The 18573-nt window shown below is 47.1% G+C and carries 15 protein-coding genes; 2 read left to right on the forward strand and 13 right to left on the reverse strand.

Features of this window, described 5'->3' with window-relative positions; genetic code table 11:
• Positions 1–4: 4 nt before the first annotated feature.
• The 3 genes from WFK81_RS15075 to WFK81_RS15085 all read right to left on the reverse strand — a co-directional run bounded on the left by WFK81_RS15075 (position 5) and on the right by WFK81_RS15085 (position 3162).
• The gene (locus tag WFK81_RS15075; RefSeq protein ID WP_336787213.1) at positions 5–451 is read right to left on the reverse strand and encodes a hypothetical protein; all 447 of its coding nucleotides are present in this window, start codon (positions 449–451) and stop codon (positions 5–7) included.
• Between the two features lie 105 nt (positions 452–556).
• On the reverse strand, positions 557–1972 hold the full coding sequence (locus tag WFK81_RS15080) for a family 43 glycosylhydrolase (protein ID WP_336787214.1): 1416 nt from the start codon (positions 1970–1972) through the stop codon (positions 557–559).
• A 221-nt stretch (positions 1973–2193) separates the two neighbouring features.
• Positions 2194–3162, reverse strand: coding sequence for a helix-turn-helix transcriptional regulator (locus WFK81_RS15085; RefSeq protein ID WP_336787215.1), 969 nt, complete (start codon positions 3160–3162; stop codon positions 2194–2196).
• A gap of 91 nt (positions 3163–3253) precedes the next feature.
• Between WFK81_RS15085 and WFK81_RS15090 the strand changes: the two genes are divergently transcribed.
• Both WFK81_RS15090 and WFK81_RS15095 read left to right on the forward strand, forming a co-directional pair.
• Positions 3254–3733: a hypothetical protein gene (locus WFK81_RS15090; RefSeq protein WP_336787216.1), complete on the forward strand. Its 480-nt coding sequence runs from the start codon at positions 3254–3256 to the stop codon at positions 3731–3733.
• A gap of 27 nt (positions 3734–3760) precedes the next feature.
• Positions 3761–4237 carry a GyrI-like domain-containing protein gene (locus WFK81_RS15095; protein ID WP_336787217.1) on the forward strand — a complete coding sequence of 159 codons (477 nt, stop codon included), beginning with the start codon at positions 3761–3763 and terminating at the stop codon, positions 4235–4237.
• Positions 4238–4322: 85 nt separating this feature from the next.
• Here the strand turns inward: WFK81_RS15095 and WFK81_RS15100 are convergent, their stop codons facing one another.
• The 10 genes from WFK81_RS15100 to WFK81_RS15145 form a co-directional block, all read right to left on the reverse strand.
• Positions 4323–5399, reverse strand: coding sequence for a DUF3231 family protein (locus WFK81_RS15100; RefSeq protein ID WP_336787218.1), 1077 nt, complete (start codon positions 5397–5399; stop codon positions 4323–4325).
• 22 nt (positions 5400–5421) lie between these two features.
• A complete protein-coding gene (locus tag WFK81_RS15105) occupies positions 5422–6849 on the reverse strand; it encodes a PQQ-dependent sugar dehydrogenase (RefSeq protein WP_336787219.1) in 1428 nt (475 codons plus the stop codon).
• A 286-nt stretch (positions 6850–7135) separates the two neighbouring features.
• Complete coding sequence (locus WFK81_RS15110; RefSeq protein WP_336787331.1) at positions 7136–7573, reverse strand: divergent PAP2 family protein; 438 nt, start codon at positions 7571–7573, stop codon at positions 7136–7138.
• 169 nt (positions 7574–7742) lie between these two features.
• Positions 7743–9431, reverse strand: coding sequence for a DUF6044 family protein (locus tag WFK81_RS15115; RefSeq protein ID WP_336787220.1), 1689 nt, complete (start codon positions 9429–9431; stop codon positions 7743–7745).
• Between the two features lie 801 nt (positions 9432–10232).
• The gene (locus WFK81_RS15120; protein WP_336787221.1) at positions 10233–11444 is read right to left on the reverse strand and encodes a multidrug effflux MFS transporter; all 1212 of its coding nucleotides are present in this window, start codon (positions 11442–11444) and stop codon (positions 10233–10235) included.
• 102 nt (positions 11445–11546) lie between these two features.
• A complete protein-coding gene (locus tag WFK81_RS15125) occupies positions 11547–12803 on the reverse strand; it encodes a Zn-dependent hydrolase (protein ID WP_336787222.1) in 1257 nt (418 codons plus the stop codon).
• Complete coding sequence (locus tag WFK81_RS15130; RefSeq protein ID WP_336787223.1) at positions 12787–14205, reverse strand: dihydroorotase; 1419 nt, start codon at positions 14203–14205, stop codon at positions 12787–12789. The genes WFK81_RS15125 and WFK81_RS15130 overlap by 17 nt, the downstream gene beginning before the upstream one ends.
• Before the next feature lie 47 nt (positions 14206–14252).
• Positions 14253–15794 (reverse strand): HAL/PAL/TAL family ammonia-lyase, encoded by a 1542-nt coding sequence (locus WFK81_RS15135; protein WP_336787224.1) that lies wholly within the window; start codon positions 15792–15794, stop codon positions 14253–14255.
• A 1-nt stretch (position 15795) separates the two neighbouring features.
• Entirely contained in the window at positions 15796–16911 is a 1116-nt protein-coding gene (locus WFK81_RS15140) for a DUF917 domain-containing protein (protein WP_336787225.1), read from the reverse strand.
• Between the two features lie 17 nt (positions 16912–16928).
• Complete coding sequence (locus tag WFK81_RS15145; protein ID WP_336787226.1) at positions 16929–18566, reverse strand: urocanate hydratase; 1638 nt, start codon at positions 18564–18566, stop codon at positions 16929–16931.
• Positions 18567–18573: the final 7 nt, after the last annotated feature.

Raw genomic sequence — 18573 nt, forward strand, 5'->3', positions numbered from 1 at the left:
TTGATTATTTCTTGGTTACGCCCGCGGCGGTTGTGGCTGCATTCGATACATTTTGGCCTTTCGTGGCCTTTGTCACGGTTTTGGCAGGCTTTTTGGCGGTTTTGACTTTGTGTACGCTCTTGATGCTTTTCTTAGTTGTTGCGGCTTTCTTAGTTGATTTTACGGCTTTGGTTTTTTTATTTTTCTTGGCAACGTGATGCTTTTTGTGAGCCGCTTTTTTGGGAGCAGCTTTTTTGCTCTCCGCCGTGGATTTGCTTGCGATCGATTTGCTCGTTTTGTCAGTCGTGGCCGTTTTAGCAGGCGCTGGGACCGTCTTCGTCTTTTCGGTGCTTACCTTCGTTGCGACTGCCTTGGCCGGCGTGGTCGCGGTAGCGGCAAAGGCACTGCCGGCTCCCATCGTAAGCAAGGCGGCTGAAATCAGGATAGCGGATGTTTTTTTCATTCGATTCATCAAAAGCATCTCCTTATCGGTTAATGCTCTTAGAATAACGGGACGCTGTGAGAAATCGTTAAAACTTATGTGAAAAAAATAAGAGAAAGATAGGCCTTTCGCAGACTAATTTAACGTAAATGAAGCCAGGCTTGCATTACCCATGCCGACATAAGTGAAATATAAGGCTTGCTTGCCATCCGGTATAACGATATCCGCCGAATATTCGGTCCATACGTTCGTAAAGTCAACTGAAATCCTGCCGAGTTCCGGTCCGTCCCATGCCGTCTTCACGGAAAAATAACCGCGGCAGTAGCCACGAACTTTGATTTTAACCTGGCGGATCCCTTGGCAATCAAAATATTTGAACCCTGCCGTCGCGGATTCCCGCATATTGGCAATATACCCGATTTCCTCGTCGCCGTCCTTGCCGTCCTGGGTAATCTTCGGAAACCGACCGTCCATCCAGGCTCCGTGCGTGCCCGTGTATAACGCTTCGTCCTGGCAGAATAGATTGCAAGCCAGATAGGCCGGGTATTCCCCGCGGCCGGTCAGCGGTCCTCCATTAGGCCCGCAAGAAGTCATCTCGACTTGAGGAATCGTCCCGTCTGCCCGGAATTCAATCGGTTCGATGCAGCCTTGCCTGCAAAAGCTCGTGCCGTTGGTATGCCGGTGATAGAAAATATACCATTTCCCTAGAATCTCCACGATACCCCCATGGTTATTTCCACCGTAATACATCGGTTTGTTCGAAGGTTTGTAGGTGTCTATATGAAGATCGTTATTGCTGACAATGACGCCTTGATAGGTGAAGCCCTGAATAGGATGCTTGCTGGTAGCATAACACAATTCATGCATGACTACCGATGAGTAGATGAAATAGTAGGTATCGCCTATTTTACGAATGGAAGGCGCCTCGAAAAACTCATGCCCCTCGTACCCGCTCCCTTGACTGTACGGTTCGCTTGGAGCAATGAAAACAGGCTCTTCCACAATGGTTAGCATATCGGGACCAAGCACCGTTGCCATAGGGCCCATGCGGCTCTTGTCGCCGATGGCGCAAAATCCGGTGTACAGGTACGTTCGGTCGCCCTCCGTCAGGACGCCGGGATCGAACTGGGGCTGATCGCCATCCCGTTCGCCAAGACGCGTGCCGTCAGGATATTGCACATAACCGTAGAACTCGTATTTTCCGGCCGGCGTATCGCAAACTGCGACGGACACGACAGGGACCTTGTCCAGGACGTAGTACAAATAAAAGCGGCCATCGGTGCCCTGAGTAACGTCCGGCGCATAAAGGCACATCCGGCCATCCGGATTGAGCGGATCGTCCGTAATCCGATAAATAACGCCCTCATACCGCCAGTCCGCCAAGTCATCCACGGGCGCAGACCAGCAGACATAATCGTTCAGACAAAAGACATGCCCGTTGAACCGGTCATGCGAGCCGTAAACATACACACGATCATGGTAGACATGCGGCTCCCCATCGGGAATGTATTCCCACGAAGGAAGATAGGGATTTAAACCTTGTTTTTTCATTTTTCGGATCTCCTCATTGGTAAAAGTGACAGCTTTTCAAGGCTGGTTTCCATGCATTGACTTGAAGCGAGTTCGATCACCGCACCAGTATGTACAGACACCTCTCGATCGAACTTCAGAGCTCCTCTTCATGCACAAGTCTTGAAAGCGTTTTAAACTTCGTTTCTATCGTACCACGCTTTGTTTAATCAGTAAACAAAGTTTGCCTGTTGGAACAAAGCTTAAGGAAATCTTAGATTGGTCAAACGATCCTCCAATAATAAGCGCAGCTCTACTGGAATACGCTCAAACACGACTCCTTTCCCCAAAAACAAAAGCCAATCCGCGTAATATGCCAGTTCCTCAACATCGGTCACATCCAACTGAACATTAAAAATCCCGCTCGATTGAAACATTCCGGTAAAGGACAAAATAATTCCCGGCGGATGCATGCGTTTAAAACGCTGAATCCCAGCCGCATCAAGCTTTACAACAAGGTTGGACTGACGTGCCCCAATCCGTTTTTTGCTTAAAATCTCTTGCTCGGAGTATTTCGCTGCCTGATCGGAAATGGCAGAATCCCTCAGTAAATCAACAGGCAAATAACGAAACTCATCCGTATCGAAATCGAAAACCTCGACCAGCCACTGGGCGTTCGAGTTAAAAATATGCAGCAAAAAAACGTCCAGCAACTGCGCCCAGCCAGGACTCGGCTCATACGTCACGCGTAAATGCTTATCTCGCACCGCAAGAGAAATCAACTGGTTTAACTCTGCAGGCGCTGCGTCATCAAGCTCCAAAAGATTCGGATTAGCAGGATTCGTATTCTCAAATAGCAAAATATTATTCAGCTCGATTAGCTCGTCTTGCTGGGTTTGCGACGCAATGCCGATCAGTTTTTCTGTAATCGAGCGGCGATTTTGCAGATAAGGCAGCTGTGAATTTTTCGAAGCGATAAAACTGATAAAAATCGCTTTCAGCTCATCCGGCGTGAAACGCGCTGCGGGCAAATATTGATTTTGCAGGACATTGTAGCCACCGCCTCGCCCCAGCTCGGTCGTCATTGGAAAACCCATCGCTTGAATCTCATTAATGTCGCGGATCGCCGTCGCGCGGGAAATTTTGAATTCCCGCTGAATCTCGGCAATCGTAAAATGTGCGCGGTTATTGATGTAGCGCATGATTAGGTTTACTCGTTCTGTTTTCTTCATGATTTTATTGTATCAAAAAAGTATCACTTTTTGATACATTCGGCAAATAGAATCGATCTTGTAAAAGAAAATCCGCAAAGGAGAGAATAAAATGTCTAATTACTCTATCAAAACGATCTCGGAAAACTACAAGATGACGGCTTTCGGTGTTTCATTTGAGGACTTCAACGACTGGGCGGGCAATGCGGCAAAAACGGCGGCGAAAAAGGCTGAAATCACTGAAAACGGCAAGCTTGCCGAGCTTCTCGCGCTGGCTGACGGGCAAGAATATCAAATCAATTATGTGCTCGATGGCAAAGCTTGGCGCGGCTTCGGCGTAATGGGCGATTTCAAGGTGGAAGATGCTGTCGTTCTCGATTTCCTCGCTGGCGACTACCTCGTTGTGCCTGGCACAGGCAGTAACAAAGACAGCCTTGCCGATGAAATCACAGGCAAAGTTTTCGGCGGCTTGCTGCAAGAAATTACAGACTACAAATACGTCGGTCCTGGTAACTCCACATTCGTCAAGGCAGCTGAAAACGGTGGATTCTACGGTGAAATGTGGCTTCGCGCGAAAAAGACGGCAAACTAATCTTTGTGATAATTGAAAGGAGCTCACATGGCAGAATACACAATTGAACACAAAAAATCGTTCACCTTAACTGCGTATGGTTTCTCCATCCAGTCCAATTTTCAAGATATGACCGCTTTGCAAAAGGAAAAAGCCGAGTTTTGGGGCAAACTCAAAGCTGACGGACGATTTGCTAAGCTCAAAGAAGCTGCAAAAGATGATCGTGAATGGTCAGTGAACGAGGTTTATCAAGGGAAGCCGTGGAATTATTTCGCGGTAGAGGCTGGAAAATCAGTGGCTGATGCAACCCGTATGATCGAGTTTCCGGAGAGCGAGTACATCGTGGTCGCAGGAACTGGCGACAAAGAAACTTTGTTTGATCAGTTGACTTACCTTGCGTTTGGCGAAGTTTTGGCCCGCATCCCGGATTATGCTTACATCGGCGGTCCAAATGCCACCTATCGGAGAGAAAATGGCGATGGCACATTTTACGGCGAATTCTGGGTACCTGTGGTTAAAAAATAACTCTTATCAATTTGCTGAAGCTGCCGAAAGTATCGGCAGCTTTGTGCTGGTTCCCTCATTGAACTCGTCTTCCGTTAAATGAAGTTTACACGCTTGCTAGTCCCTTGCGATCAGGCGCATGCGGGACTTCTTCAAGCCATGCATTCTCAATCATGATGTCAAGCCCTTCTTTTCCATATGCCAATATTTCGGGAATGAGTTTGGAATACTCTTTTACAAGATCAATCCTCATAGACGTTGCTAAAGCATGTCCAATATAAGCTATGCCTTGCGTGTTTAGCGTCGAAACTAGGAATGTTATCAGCTTATCGGAAAAAGGCGAAGCCGTTGAAGCAGATACTTCGGAATTAACCATGATATCGCCAAGGAGATCATCCTTCATAAAAGTCTTATTCAAAAATTCAATTTGCTTTTGTGCCAGCTGTTTTCCTTTGATCAAATGCTGCTTAACCTTTTCGTCTTTGGCGACCTGGATAAATGCTGTTAACAAAATCAATCCAAAGTAATTTCGTTCGATATTGAAAAACATTTCTGATATCTCAATTACGTTTAGGGGGCGTTTTTCCTCAAACCACTTGGAGATAAAAGTTTCCTTTTTTTGGACAAATTCGATATGGCTTGGATATGGAATCATAGGCGGGCGATCGTAAATTCCTTTCTCCAACATGAGTTCAATCGCAGTATTATACAGCTCCGTCGTAGATTCCAGACATTTTGAGAAAAATATTCGAATGTCTTTACGCGCCACATTCGAAATAATTTTACCGTAAGTTACTAACCCTATTCGGCTCATACCATAGATATAGCTTACGGAGAACAAATCGAAAAATAATGGAGGCGCTGATAAGTCTACATCATGTTCCGTAAAACCCATTGGGATAGGGAAATTCTCTTTGCTGAAAATATTTTTTATTTCCTCTATATGTTTCTCGGATAGTGCCTGTGTTTTTTCTATGAGCATTTTTACGTCTTCCCTGTTGCGATCGATGTGATGCAGAAAATGCTTTGTGAAGCATATTGAAATCGTTTCATTGATATAAGTTGACCATAACCATGCTATTTCAGTTGATGATAGTCCGACCTCATGTGTCACATTCATTCTAGATTCTCCTTTATCTTCAGCTTCCTCTTGCGATATTTTCCCCCTATCCATAAAATCCATGCGTCATTCCCATGTGCCCTTGTTATGGAACAATTTCAAAAATGGTACCTTGATTTAAATCAGCGACTTTCATAGATCCATAAACCCCTAAATATAGCTTGGTTTGATTCAGATTCGATCCTAAACTAACATAATAAGCTGGCTGAGATCCAAAATTATAATCCGTTTCTATAACATTAAAATCATTTAGTTTACAATCTTCTCTTACCCTAGAATACGCTATAACCCCTTTAACCGGAGATTGAGATTCTTCTTTAATCCGGGCAAGATCGGTAAACACAACGCTTCCCGTTAAATCGGGGATTCCATCCCCCATATAGGGCTGGACTCCTGTAAGTGCAGTTCCTCCAAACTTATCGGGTCGGGGATCTTTATGAAAATAACTTATTAAAGGCTGAAGACGCCTCACTGAGGTTGTTATTGCTTCATCGTAATATGCAATTGTTTTCTCATCCAAAGCCGGATTTGCAGAACACCCTTTAATGATCGAAGTAGGAAAAGCACCTTCCCACCCTCGCCAGCCAAAGTTAATGAATCCTTCTTGGTCAGGTTCAGAATTTAATAAAGATGCTTGAATAAGCTGTGTAACCGGCATTGGTTTATAACGAATGTAAGAAAATATCGACTCTACGAGATCCTGTCCGACATTGCCTACGTATTTAATGTACTGATTATAGAACCTTTGAAATGCAATGCCTGGTGTATTGCGAACTCCTTTGGCCATTACCGTAAGCGTATCCTGAATAGGTACGGGTAACTCATTAAAACGCGTAACTACGGACAGATGATCTATAAATGTATTCTTAACTACGTCAATCTCCAATATTTTACCTGCAATTTCCATATCATCTTGACTTAAATTAAATGGATCATAGCCTGATCCGCCATCTCCGGTTGTCAAAACAAGTTTTCCTGTTTCAGGTGAAAAGTTTAAGCTATTGACTCCGTTATGGTTTAAAAATGGCCTTCTTATATGGAGTAATGTCCGCCGTTTTTGAGGTTGACCGTTTGATTGCAGAATCCATTCTTCAACTGTATCAATATGATCGTAATGATTTTCTCTATTTATCCACTTTTGGTTTAAGGTACTTGAATCACACGGGTTAGGCTTAAAAGATTCAAAAGTACCTGGAAGAGCACCTGGACCTTGGGTTCCAGCTACTGAATAATGGAGATAAAACAAGCCATTGTAATAGAATTGGGGATGAAAGGCTAATCCTAGCAATCCCCGTTCATCATATCCGCCGCTAGAGACGCCCAGTGTTATGATTCGCGGGCGTATATCTAAAAAAGTCCCCATAACTCCGTTTCGTATGTAAAAGATCTCTCCTACCTGGGTTGCAACAAATAAGCTTTCAATTGTATCACCCGGAAGTATCGTTGTTTTCAATACAGTGGGTAAATTGATTTTACTTACAACAGGACGTAAACTAACCTTAACTTTTTTCAATTCAATATTACACTCCTTTCTATTGGTTTTTCTTTTATTAAGAATATGATTGGAACTAATCTATTAGTATCAATGATGTGCTCGACCGGGTCGCCTTCTGCATCCACTAGCTCGACCCGCCCCGTTATCCCGATAAAAATAATCCTCAGGCAGAACTAAGCCTGAGGATTATTTATAGAATTTCAGATAGAGTAATTGCTTTTCCTTTAATATTTAAAACCCGCTCAAGAACAGTTATTCTGCAACTATCATCAAATCTTTAGAATAACCATTGTCTATAAGATATCTACAATTCGTTTATTAATAAACCAATCACAACCCCAAGTAAAGCACCTGCACATACTTCAATGGGACGATGCCCCAGCATCTCTTTCAACGTTCCTTCTTCTTGCAGCTCATTTGAATGAGCCGGGAACAAACGAATAATTCGATTTAAAATTGTCGCATGTGTCCCAGCGTGTCTGCGGATACCCATCGCATCATACATGGTGATAACGCTAAATAGGACAGCAATAGCAAACATGCTGGAATGGAATCCGTCAATCAATCCGACTGAAGCAGCAAGGGAACAAACGGCAGCAGAATGAGAGCTTGGCATTCCACCAGTGCTAACCACAATTTTTATATTCAGTTTCCGCTTAGTCAGTAAGTAGATCGGTATCTTCAACATTTGAGCAGCGGCAATAGATATTAATGCAGTTATTAGCGGAATATTAAAAATGATTGGTCACTCCTTATTGGGGTAGCTTATTTGCGATCAGAGTCGTTGTTTTTTAGTATGCTTATTTTTTTTCCAATAATTAATAACATGACAAGAAATAAAAGACCCCCTGCAGCGTACCAATTAACAAAGATGCCATCTCAAAATAGTTACTAATTCTTAGTCGGTACGTTTACTTTGCTTCATAAAGATAAATTTTCCATGCTGAATTGGCATTATCAAAGGTTTTTAATAATTGCAGACCATCTTCATTCGCATTTATTATTGGCACTGCCGAAATCAGATATCTGCCGCCCATATCCTTGAACACATCCATATTCAGCTCCAGATGGTGGATCTGCACTGTCGAATCCTTCTTAAATTCATAGTTCTGCCCCAGTTCGCTGACGAACAGATAGCACCGGCCGCCCCACTCGTCAAAGTAAGTTTTCAGAGCCGGGCTTTTATCCAACTCCTTCGCAATTATTTGGCGAAACTCATGTTTGTAAGCAAGAGGATAATAGTTATTGTAAGTGTCGAGTGTGTAAAATCCATTATATTGTGCAATGGCTGGGTGCAGCCCGATACTGGCTACACGATAGGACTCCTGAGGTAATCCAATGTAATCTTTAATTGCTTTGAACTGGTCGACGGCATAGAACTGTTTGACCGTAGGTTCACCGTAGACACGATATACGATTTCGTCATTGCTTGCGAATAGAATGATGATCTGTAGAATAATGCATAGGCGAACCCACTTCTGCCATTTATCACCCATTCCCCAAAGGATATGAAGTCCTATTGCAAACCCTAGATAAATGACAAGCGGGCGTAGAAAATGAAAACGTGCGAAATTAAACGTATCGAGCAAGCTAAATTGTTCTTTTAACGGTTCCCACCCTTTGTAATACCAGAAGGCGTACCAAACCGATAAAAGAACATTAAGTCCGAGTAAGATTAGAAACCGTTTATTCTCCTGCTGTCCTTTGCGTTTGATTGCAATACGGAAGACTATGAACAGAATTGGCAAAATGACCAGCGTATGCATCGTCAATACGTGTCCGTGTCCCAAGACGAAATTCACGAATGCAAGTTCGATGGATTGCCAGATGTTAAGCGTAGAGTTCACGAACTCCAAGCGGCTGTTCGGTGCATTTGAAATTACCAATCCAAAAACAAGCCTATATTCTATAGCAAGATAAATAAAGGTCATGAATGCGATGCTGACAAGAAATTTAGGATTCCAATCCCGTTTCTTGATTATATCGTGCAGCCAGAGGCAGCCCATTGCTGTTAAAAAGAAGAAAAAGCCTAATACGAAGCTTGAATACAGCGGCAGTAACGCAAGGACCGCCCACTCACACCAAGAAGCTTCACGCTTGCGTATGTTCATGAATGCCCACAATGCAAGGGGTTGACCTAAAGTGCTTAACATCCCTGATGGCCAGAAAGGTGTTAAGGCGAACGCAAGAGAGACCCCGACTCGAATATACGTCGCACGTTCGCTCTGAATGAAATGCTTATTTATTAACAAATACATGCCAAGGAAGGCTACAACCCTCGTTATCGTCTGGCTAAGCGCGTAGGCTACCATCGTTGGAAACAGCGCATGCAGCCACACGATACCGCTAAACTCTGTTTCATAGGCACCTCTAGGCAATCCATTTATTACCTGGGGGATGACAGCTTGCAGGGAGCCGAACAGTTCCTTACTTTGAACAAGCACCTTATACCATGCAATATTGGAATCTAAATTATCATGAACACGAATCGTAGCGTTGTCACCTAACAAATAAAGCGGTGATAAATATATAAAAATAATGAATAGTGATGCAAATATGGATAATTTTTCTTTAGATAACTTTGATGCTAATTGCTGCATTGACGTCTCCTCCGCTGAATGCCTACTGCTGTCAATCCGTACTTGCCCGATTTACATGAACAGAAGAAAAAGCCGCAGTTCATGCGGCCTTTGATCTGTATATCAATCAAAGACAGATATTTATTTGCTTCATTTACTTCCGACACTTTGCTTAGCAATGATTTTGACTTCTTACTTGCGGATATCTCATTCTCCTTTCTTGAACTTTGTCAGCAATCGTAGATTAAACGATAACTATAAAAAAAATCTTAAGTGATAATTAAAATCTTAATAAATGACACATTGATGATGTGTGGCGTCATAATTGGTGAGAAAAAGCAGATGACAAACGTTGATTTATCAAGGGGCGTTTTCATAATTAGTGAGAGTGCTTCTTCTAAGAATACCTTTTTCTAGCCTAGATTTCATAATTACTGAGAATATCCGCATCGGGAATTCTGTATATTTATACACGTAATATATAAGGATTATCTTTTATACAAACACAAAAAAAATGCCCCCGATCTTATGATACCGGGAGCATTTTAAGCTTTAACTAAGTTATTTATTCATTTATACTGCTGCATTTTGAATATGACTACGCCGTTTAGTCTTATATGGAAGTTCAGGAATTTCTGTGCCCGCACAGATAAATTTTACATCTGACTTGTTAACGTTAACAAAAACTTTCTCATTGATTCGAAAAATGAAAATTAATGTTTTGTGGCCTCACTTCCCAAGTTCGATTAGAATCTGATTTATTGAAGAATGCTGCTCTGGTAGACATCACTATGATTCTATCCTAATAAAAAAACGGAGCCGCTATACTGCTGCACGGTTCCGTTCGATGATCAATGTTCGATAGATGATTAATGCTCCTATATTTAACGCTGCAATGATAATGCCCATAGGCAGTGCCGTATCACTCCCTGCAATTCCTACCACAGGAGCGACCATCCCTCCAAGCAAGAAAGACATTAACCCAATGAGTGCTGAAGCGCTGCCTGCCAAATGTCCATAATTTCGCAAAGCTAATGCAAATCCTGTGGTGTTCACCAAGCCGCAGCTGGCTACGACAACAAACAATGGAATCATCATCGGTATTAAGCCTATATCCGCTACTATTATGGTAAGCAGCGTGACTGCCCCAACAGTAGACAAGGTAATACCTGCTCTAAACACCTTAACCTCTCCGATTCTACCCGCTATTCGTCCTGCCCATTGGCTAGCCGCGATTAACCCTATTCCATTTATCGCGAATATTAAGCTGTACTGCTGGGGCGATACATCGAACTTGCCTTGAAAGACGAATGATGATCCGGAGATATAAGCGAACATCCCAGAACCAACCAAGCCTTGAGCAAGCGCAATCCCCATAAAGCCCCGATCTCTGATTAATGTGGCAAATGCACTTATGGTGTTTCCTACTCCACGTTTCAGTCGCTTCTCCTGCGGCAGCGTCTCCGGCAAGCCGAATATGACGAACAATAGCATCAGAACTCCCCAGCCTGCCAGCAAAATGAATAGACCTCGCCACGGAACAAGATGAAGAAGCTGCCCTCCTGCTATCGGTGCAAGGATAGGTGCTGCGCCATTCACCAATGTAAGAGAGGCGTAGAATCGGGTTAGCTCTGGACCTTCGTACAAATCTCTCACTGCCGCTCTAGCGATTACGATGCCGATTGCTCCAGATATTCCTTGAATAAATCGCATCGCGATCAACATCTCCATAGAGATACTTACCGCGCATAGAAGTGATGTTACGGCGTATATGACCATTCCAACGAGCAGCGGCTTTCGGCGGCCAATCATATCACTCCAAGGCCCAGCGAAGAGCTGGCCAACCGAGAGACCGATCATACAAGCGGTTAAGCTGAGCTGCGTAAGCGAGGCGGATGCTCCCATCCGTCCCGCCAATTCCGGAAGCGCAGGCAGATACAGATCAAGGGAGAGTGGACCAAATGCGATAAGCGAACCTAACACGACCAAGAGCTTTAGTCTAATTAGTTTGGATTGAGCTGCTATGTTTGGCATTATCGTGATTGTCCTATTCTGTTGAGATGTATATTCTGGTTCATTCGTTGCTTATGTCGATGTTTGACCACAACGAAGGTTCATTCCATCCTTATCCTTCGACTAAAGCTTCTTATCCAGCTCCAGCAGCGCACGTGCAAGCGCCTCTGCACCCAGTGCTATCGGACCGATATCAGTCCATTCCTCTGGACAGTGGCTGCGCCCTCCTAGACTCGGCACGAAGATCATACCAATCGGAGCAATCCTGCTGAGCTGATTGCCATCGTGTCCTGCGCCGCTTGGAATTCGGGGAACCTCAGTTCCTTTCCCGACTGTTCTCTCGCAGTTGCTCTGAAGCGTATCTAGAATCAGGTCGGATACGTTGACCGGCTCCGAACGTGTAAGCTCCTCGATTCGGATAGCCAAGCCCCTCGATTCAATCATTCGACGAGCTTCAGACAAATAACGTTCACACACGGTATCAATAAGCGCGGGATCAACGCTTCTCACTTCCAGCCTGAAGGTCACCTCGCCAGGGACCACGTTCGCCGCATTCGGACTAACATTCACCACTCCAACCGTTCCGACAACGGGAGCCGAATATGACTCACGGCAAATGCTCTCCAGCTTGACGAACAACTCACCTGCTGCAGTAAGTGCATCTCTGCGCATCGTCATCGGAGTCGTACCTGCATGGTCGGGCTGACCCGTGACGGTAATCTGATATCTGCCAATACCGACAATGCCAGTTACGACTGCAAGAGGTAGACCTGCTTGGATAAGCACTGGGCCTTGTTCGATATGAAGCTCAAGATACACGGCAACAGAGCCTGATCGTCGGGAAGAATCATTGATCCTCTCCGGCGAGCCGCCTGCACCGGCAATACATTCAGATAGAATCCGTCCCTCTGGATCCTTACTCCCTAGCATCGTATCGGACAAATTGCCGACCATGCCGCGGCTGCCGACCGTCGATACACCGAAATCTGTCGGCTCCTCTGCAGTGAAATCCACAATCTCAAGCGGATGGTCCAGCACAATGCCGGATTCGGATATCATCCTGACGATCTCTAAACCAACGATGACACCAGCAATGCCATCGAATCGCCCTCCGCCTGTGACGGTATCGGTATGCGAACCGATCATAAGTGGAGGCAGAGACGGATTGGCTCCAGGCAACCTGCCGATCAGATTCGAGGCTGCATCCTGACTAACCTCAAGTCCTAATGACTTCATCTCTCTTTTCAACCATGCTCTGCCTTGTGCATATAACGGTGTGAATGGTCGTCGCGTCCATGGGCGATCAGGCAGCGTTATTGCGCTTAGTGCTTCAATATCAGCCCACAGCCTAGATTCATCTGGCTTACTTAACGTTTGCAAGAGAGATCTCCTCCTTCAGAGGTTTGAGAGGTGAATAGGCTCGATGTCCAGGCTTGACGAAGCGCCCATTTGGACGATCCGCAACCTCATGACCGTTGAATACTTCAATTCCTCTCACATATACGGCTTCAATCTTGCCCTTCATTACTCTTCCGTGATACAAGCTCCAGCCCGCGAAGCTATGCTGCTCCGCTTCATTCAGTGTCCATACCGCCTCAGGATCAAGAATGACGAAGTCAGCGTCCACTCCATGCTTCAGCGATCCTTTACGATCCGATAGACCGTACACCCTGGCCGGATTCTCACAGATAAGGCGGACAAGATCATGAATGCTGATGTTGCCCTCGGCGACGCCGGTTGAATAGAGATTGGGAAGCAGCGTCTCAACGCCGGGGGCACCGGAGGCATTCTCGAAAATATTCGTGCTCGATTTACGGTCGATCCGCCAAGGCGCATGATCGGAAGTAACCAGGCCTACTTCTCCGTTACGGCAGTAATCCCACAACAAGCCCTGCGCCTCCTTCGTGCGCAGCGGAGGATTGATCTTAGCTCTGGCTCCAAGCGTCAGCATATCATCCTCCGTCAAGATCAGATAGTGGATGCAAGTCTCAATGCTGACATTAGTACCATGCTCCGAATAGGCAGCAGCTAAGCGAACCGCATGGGGAACGGTCGTATGGTGGAAATGAACGTTAACGCCCGTCCAGTAAGCTAGCTCTAATGCAGTCGCAACAGCTGCGCTCTCCGCTACCGGTGGTCTAGCCTTGCAATGAAGCAGAGGATCACTGCCATCGCCGTTCTCATGCAAAGCGCTAAACCATCGGACAATCTCATCGTTCTCAGCATGCAGTCCGACCGTAAGACCCTCCTTCTCGATGAGGGTGAACGCAGCTAACATTTCTCCGTCATTAATACGGGGAAAACGATAAGAATTCGTATTAAAGGTCGACAGCTTAAATCCGCATGCACCTGCAGCTGCAAGGCGGGGAATCTCATCCAAGCCATCAGTCGGCCGAATGGTCGCCAGCAGCGCGACATCTACGAACGCTTCGCGCTCGATGCGCTTCGCCTTCGTATGAAACAGCTCGGCAGTCCAGACCGGCTCGTCCGCATCATAAGGCATATCAATGATTGTCGTCACACCACCAGCCGCAGCCGATCGGGTCGCACCTACTATTCCTTCACGAGGTTCGCTGAAGCAATGGACATGAGCATCAATCGCGCCTGGCATAATATAGCGGCCTTCGGCGTTGATATGATGTAAGGAGACGTATTCGTCACCATCATTAAGGAGGGCGGCGATACTTCCATCCCGAATCGCTAGAATACCGTTCGGCAGTATGATCTCTCCCGGCAAAACCAAATTGCCGCGAACGGTAAGTTCGTAGGCATTGTCGTGCATGCTAGGGTCACTTCTTTCTGTGTTATCAATTTTGCGAATAAATAAGGCTAACCTTCATCGCCAGAAATGGCTTGTCTCACCTTCTCAAGTAGGGAGCCATCCTTGCATATGCGATAGGCACGCTCAATATCACTTGTAAGTTCCCGGTCTTGCGATAGGAAGGATACTTGCTCTCGGAGCGCCTCATATGCAGCTCTTGTTCCACGTCCAAGCTGAATATCTCCTCGCAGATCAATCGCCTGCGCCGCATGAATAAGCTCAATAGCGATTACGTAGCATAAGCGATCTACGATCTCTCGAGTCTTTGATACGACATAGGGTGCGTTCGTTCCGTGATCCTCAATGTCCCCTGCAAGAGATGCATAGTCCGCCGATGCGGGATTCGATAGATGCCGAATCTCGGCATCTATCGAAGTTACAGTCTTCTGAACGGTACACAGACCGATGGAATGGCTTTCATCCGCCGTTAAGAATCGGGTTAATCCCGTGAAAGCTGGATTGCCCAGCTTCAGCGTACGATAACTGGAGCAGCGGGAAACGTGGTACAGCGCGCTCCCCAGCATCTCGAAGCCAAGCACCCATACTAGCGGATCGAAGTTCGCACAGGAGATGATCCGCCTCTCTTCTATTAACAAGCATGGATTATCGTCCGAGCTGTTAAGCTGCGTCTCCAAGCGCGAGGCAGCATAAGACAGTGCATCGCGTGCGGCGCCGTTCACCTGACATGCATCCCGAAAACTAAGTGGATCCTGAAGGGATTCGGAATTCTGCTGCCCCCACAGATCAGAAGCTTCCAGAACAGAGCGAATGAAACCGAGGCTCTCCAATTGCCCAGCATAGGGTCTAACATGGTGAACCGCCGGATCTAGTGGACTTAAGTTGCCTCGCAATGCCTCAAGCGACAGGGCGGAGGCCATATCCGCCAGCTCGAGCATTCGTCTGCATTCGTACAGACCAAGAGCCCCAAGTCCTGCGGACAAGGCATTCGAGCTGACAACAGCAAGTCCATCCTTGGGACCCATTGAAATCGGTGCAAGCCCAGCTTGGGCTAGAGCAGCACTAGCAGGCATACGGACGCCGTGAACATGCACTTCTCCTTCTCCTATCAACGCAAGTCCAATATGCGAGATGACTGTTATATCGGAGGCGCCAACCGAACCACGAAGCGGCAGCACGGGATGAATGCCTAGATTCAGGAATTCGGCATATCGCTGTGCAATTAACGGCTGTACACCGGTATGTCCCAGCAGTAATCCATTCAATCGAGCCAGCATGACGGCACGAACCTCGTATTCATTCGCTTCGGGCTTTACTCCTGCACTATGGGAGAGCAGCAAATTCCGATTATAAGATTCGAAGAAGTTCGCATCTACCTTTCGATCCTTGTTCCAGCCAACCCCTCGATTAAAACCATAAATCGGCTCGTCGCGTTCAGCCAACTCGAACACCAACTTGCGTGCCACTTCGAGCTTCGTCAGCGCCGTCTGAGAGATTCGAACAGGCCGGAGACCAACCGATACCGAATGGACATCGTCAATTGTCAGTGTCGTTCCATCAAGTACTAGCTCATCTCCAGGCATGTCTTTCATCCTAGAAATATTCACTTCTGACTCCCTGGTCAACATTCAAATATTTGAGCAATTCAATCCCCATCGCTTGCTCAACCTCCGGGTATACCGTTGGATCCTTCACGCTTGAGCTGAGAGGAATCAGAGAGCGATCGATGACGAAGATGCCGATCGCCATTCCTTCTGTTACGTGGCCCACACTTACAGGACGTCCGGTCTCCAGCGAGATCGTCGTTATGACGTCAGGGAATGTGCTGAGTCGAACCCCGTTCTTGCCATCGACGGCCATATATTCATTCATAATATGAAGCGTTACACGATTGCCATCCGCTTCTTCAAGCTCAATCGTTCCCAAATCGAACGCACCTGAATATCGTACGTTCTTGCTAGCAATACGCCCTCTTGCAATCAAGTTGCCACCGGTATGTGCACAGATCGTCTTAATCACATTCTCTGCACCTTCCGGCTCGGCTGCGATGATCGCTTTGCCAAGCTCAATTGCAATGGAAATCCCCCCAATTGCAGCATGCTCCTTAATATGCTTAGCCGGAAGCGGATGACGCGCCGAAGCGATAAAGCCCCCAGCCATATCCGAAGCGGTTCGTAAGATGTTAGACGTGCGAGCAGGCGTGCCTTTGACAACAAGCTCAATGTATGAGCCCTGCTCCGGCTTGCCGCCAACGACTGCCTGGATCGTCTCATAATCGATGCTTGAAGCCAGACCGAGCGAACCCATCTTGCCAGTCGGATGAGCCCTTATATCGCCAGTCGCGTCAACGACAACCAGATCAAGTGCCGCTGCCGGCAGCCAGCCGTTAATCGAGCTGGACATACCGTTCTGCGGCGTCATGACGCCGACGATCTTACCATCGAATTTGTCCATAATAAGCTCAACAGCTTTAACGTAATCCTTGCCCAGCATCTGCCAATCCGTACCTGCAGGAGCGCCGATAGCTGTACATGTCAGCACGATGGCATCATCCGGCAGCTCATCCACCGACACCAGCTTCGGCTTGCCTATCGCAAGCGCGGCTCCACCAATCTCAAGGCCATGATCGACCCAGCCGCCTCCGCCGCTTGCAAAAACCGATCCACCCCGAACAGCAGCTAATACGTCTTCTTTCGTTAACTCGCGCAAACCGATCTCCTCCTCAATTAAGTAACGACTCTGCGAATTCCATTACGCTCGATCTCATCGAATGATTCCTCGTAGCCTGCGTCCGCATATCGCAGTACGCCAAGTGTCGTATCATTGGTCAATGCGGCATTCAATCTATCTTCAGTGGACTCCCTGCCGTCGGCAGTAATTGTAATCCCCGCGCTTGTCATATAGCCTGTGTACCCACCGCCGCCTGAATGAATGGCAACAAGATCAGCCATCGACGAGCAGCTCATCATCGCATTCAGAAGCGGCCAATCGGAGATCGCATCGCTTCCATCCTTCATGCATTCCGTCATAATATTCGGATGCGCCATCGCACCGGCGTCAAGATGGTCGCGCGAGAAAGCAACAGGACCTGATAATATGCCCTCCCGAACCATCTGGTTAACGGCAAGCGCCAGCTTCGTCCGATCACCGTGACCGAACCAACCGATGCGAGCTGGCAAGCCTTCAACCGGAATGTGAGCGTTCGCCAATCGGATCCAATTGACGACGATCTCATTATCCTTAAACTCTTCGAGGATGTACTCGTCGATCTTGCGGATATCTTCCTTGTCGCCGCTTAGAGCAATCCACCGAAACGGCCCGATCGCGCGGGCGAACAGTGGACGAAGGAACGCTTCAGTGAAGATATCGATATGGAATGCATTAGGAACACCGTACTTCGTCGCTTGTGTACGGATGTTGTTACCATTGTCGAACACGATAGAGCCCCGTTCCTTGAATGCAAGCATCGCACGTATCTGCGTCGCGATCGATGCACCTGCATCATCCTGCAGCTGCTGCGCATCCTGATTGCGTGCCTCTGCCGCACGTTCAGGCGTATAACCGCTTGGGATATAACCATAGAGCAGATCATGAGCGGACGTCTGATCCGTCACGACGTCCGGCACGATCCCCCGGCGAAGCAGCTCCGGGTACACGTCGGCTGCATTGCCAAGTAGTCCAACGGACACGCTCTCGCGAGCATCTGTCGCTTCCTTGATCCATGCCAACGCCTCGTCCAGATCGGCAGTCTTGCGCTGTAAATAGCCCACTGAGATCCTTTTATCAATCCGCGCCTCGTTAACCTCTACGCAAAGAATAGCTGCATTCGCCATCGTCCCGGCAAGCGGTTGAGCCCCTCCCATTCCGCCAAGGCCAGCCGTCAAGATGAAACGACCGAGAAGATCGCCGCCGAAATGCATGCGGGCTATACTCTGAAAAATCTCATACGTTCCTTGGATAACGCCCTGCGAGCCAATGTATTGCCACGCCGCTGCAGTTAAGCCACCCCAGATAATAAGGCCCTTCTCCTGCAGCGAATAGAAATTCTCGCTCGTCGCCCAACGGCCGACAATGTTGCAATTTGCCATGATAACAAGCGGTGCCCTAATATGTGTCTTAAAGACCCCGATAGGCTTGCCAGACTGGATGACGAGTGTCTCGTCCTCCTCCAGCTCCTTCAGCGTTTCAACAATAGCATAGTAAGATGGCCAATTCCTTGCTGCCTTACCCAGCGAGGCATAGACGATAAGCTCTTTCTGATTCTCGCCGTTCTCCAGCACGTTCTCGAGCATTCGAAGCAGCGCCTCTTGCCGCCAGCCCTTGCAGCGCAGCTCGCCGCCTCTGTGCGCTTGAATGAGTGTCAATGCAGGT

This window comes from Paenibacillus sp. MMO-177 (assembly GCF_037147795.1).
Taxonomy (GTDB): Bacteria; Bacillota; Bacilli; order Paenibacillales; family Paenibacillaceae; genus Pristimantibacillus.

Excerpts from the sequence above, each read along its gene's own strand:
- WFK81_RS15130 (WP_336787223.1), bottom strand. The coding sequence starts at position 14,205 with ATGCACGACAATGCCTACGAACTTACCGTTCGCGGCAATTTGGTTTTG.
- WFK81_RS15080 (WP_336787214.1), bottom strand. The coding sequence starts at position 1,972 with ATGAAAAAACAAGGTTTAAATCCCTATCTTCCTTCGTGGGAATACATT.
- WFK81_RS15075 (WP_336787213.1), bottom strand. The coding sequence starts at position 451 with ATGAATCGAATGAAAAAAACATCCGCTATCCTGATTTCAGCCGCCTTG.
- WFK81_RS15085 (WP_336787215.1), bottom strand. The coding sequence starts at position 3,162 with ATGAAGAAAACAGAACGAGTAAACCTAATCATGCGCTACATCAATAAC.
- WFK81_RS15115 (WP_336787220.1), bottom strand. The coding sequence starts at position 9,431 with ATGCAGCAATTAGCATCAAAGTTATCTAAAGAAAAATTATCCATATTT.
- WFK81_RS15135 (WP_336787224.1), bottom strand. The coding sequence starts at position 15,794 with ATGAAAGACATGCCTGGAGATGAGCTAGTACTTGATGGAACGACACTG.
- WFK81_RS15095 (WP_336787217.1), top strand. The coding sequence starts at position 3,761 with ATGGCAGAATACACAATTGAACACAAAAAATCGTTCACCTTAACTGCG.
- WFK81_RS15120 (WP_336787221.1), bottom strand. The coding sequence starts at position 11,444 with ATGCCAAACATAGCAGCTCAATCCAAACTAATTAGACTAAAGCTCTTG.
- WFK81_RS15090 (WP_336787216.1), top strand. The coding sequence starts at position 3,254 with ATGTCTAATTACTCTATCAAAACGATCTCGGAAAACTACAAGATGACG.
- WFK81_RS15100 (WP_336787218.1), bottom strand. The coding sequence starts at position 5,399 with ATGGATTTTATGGATAGGGGGAAAATATCGCAAGAGGAAGCTGAAGAT.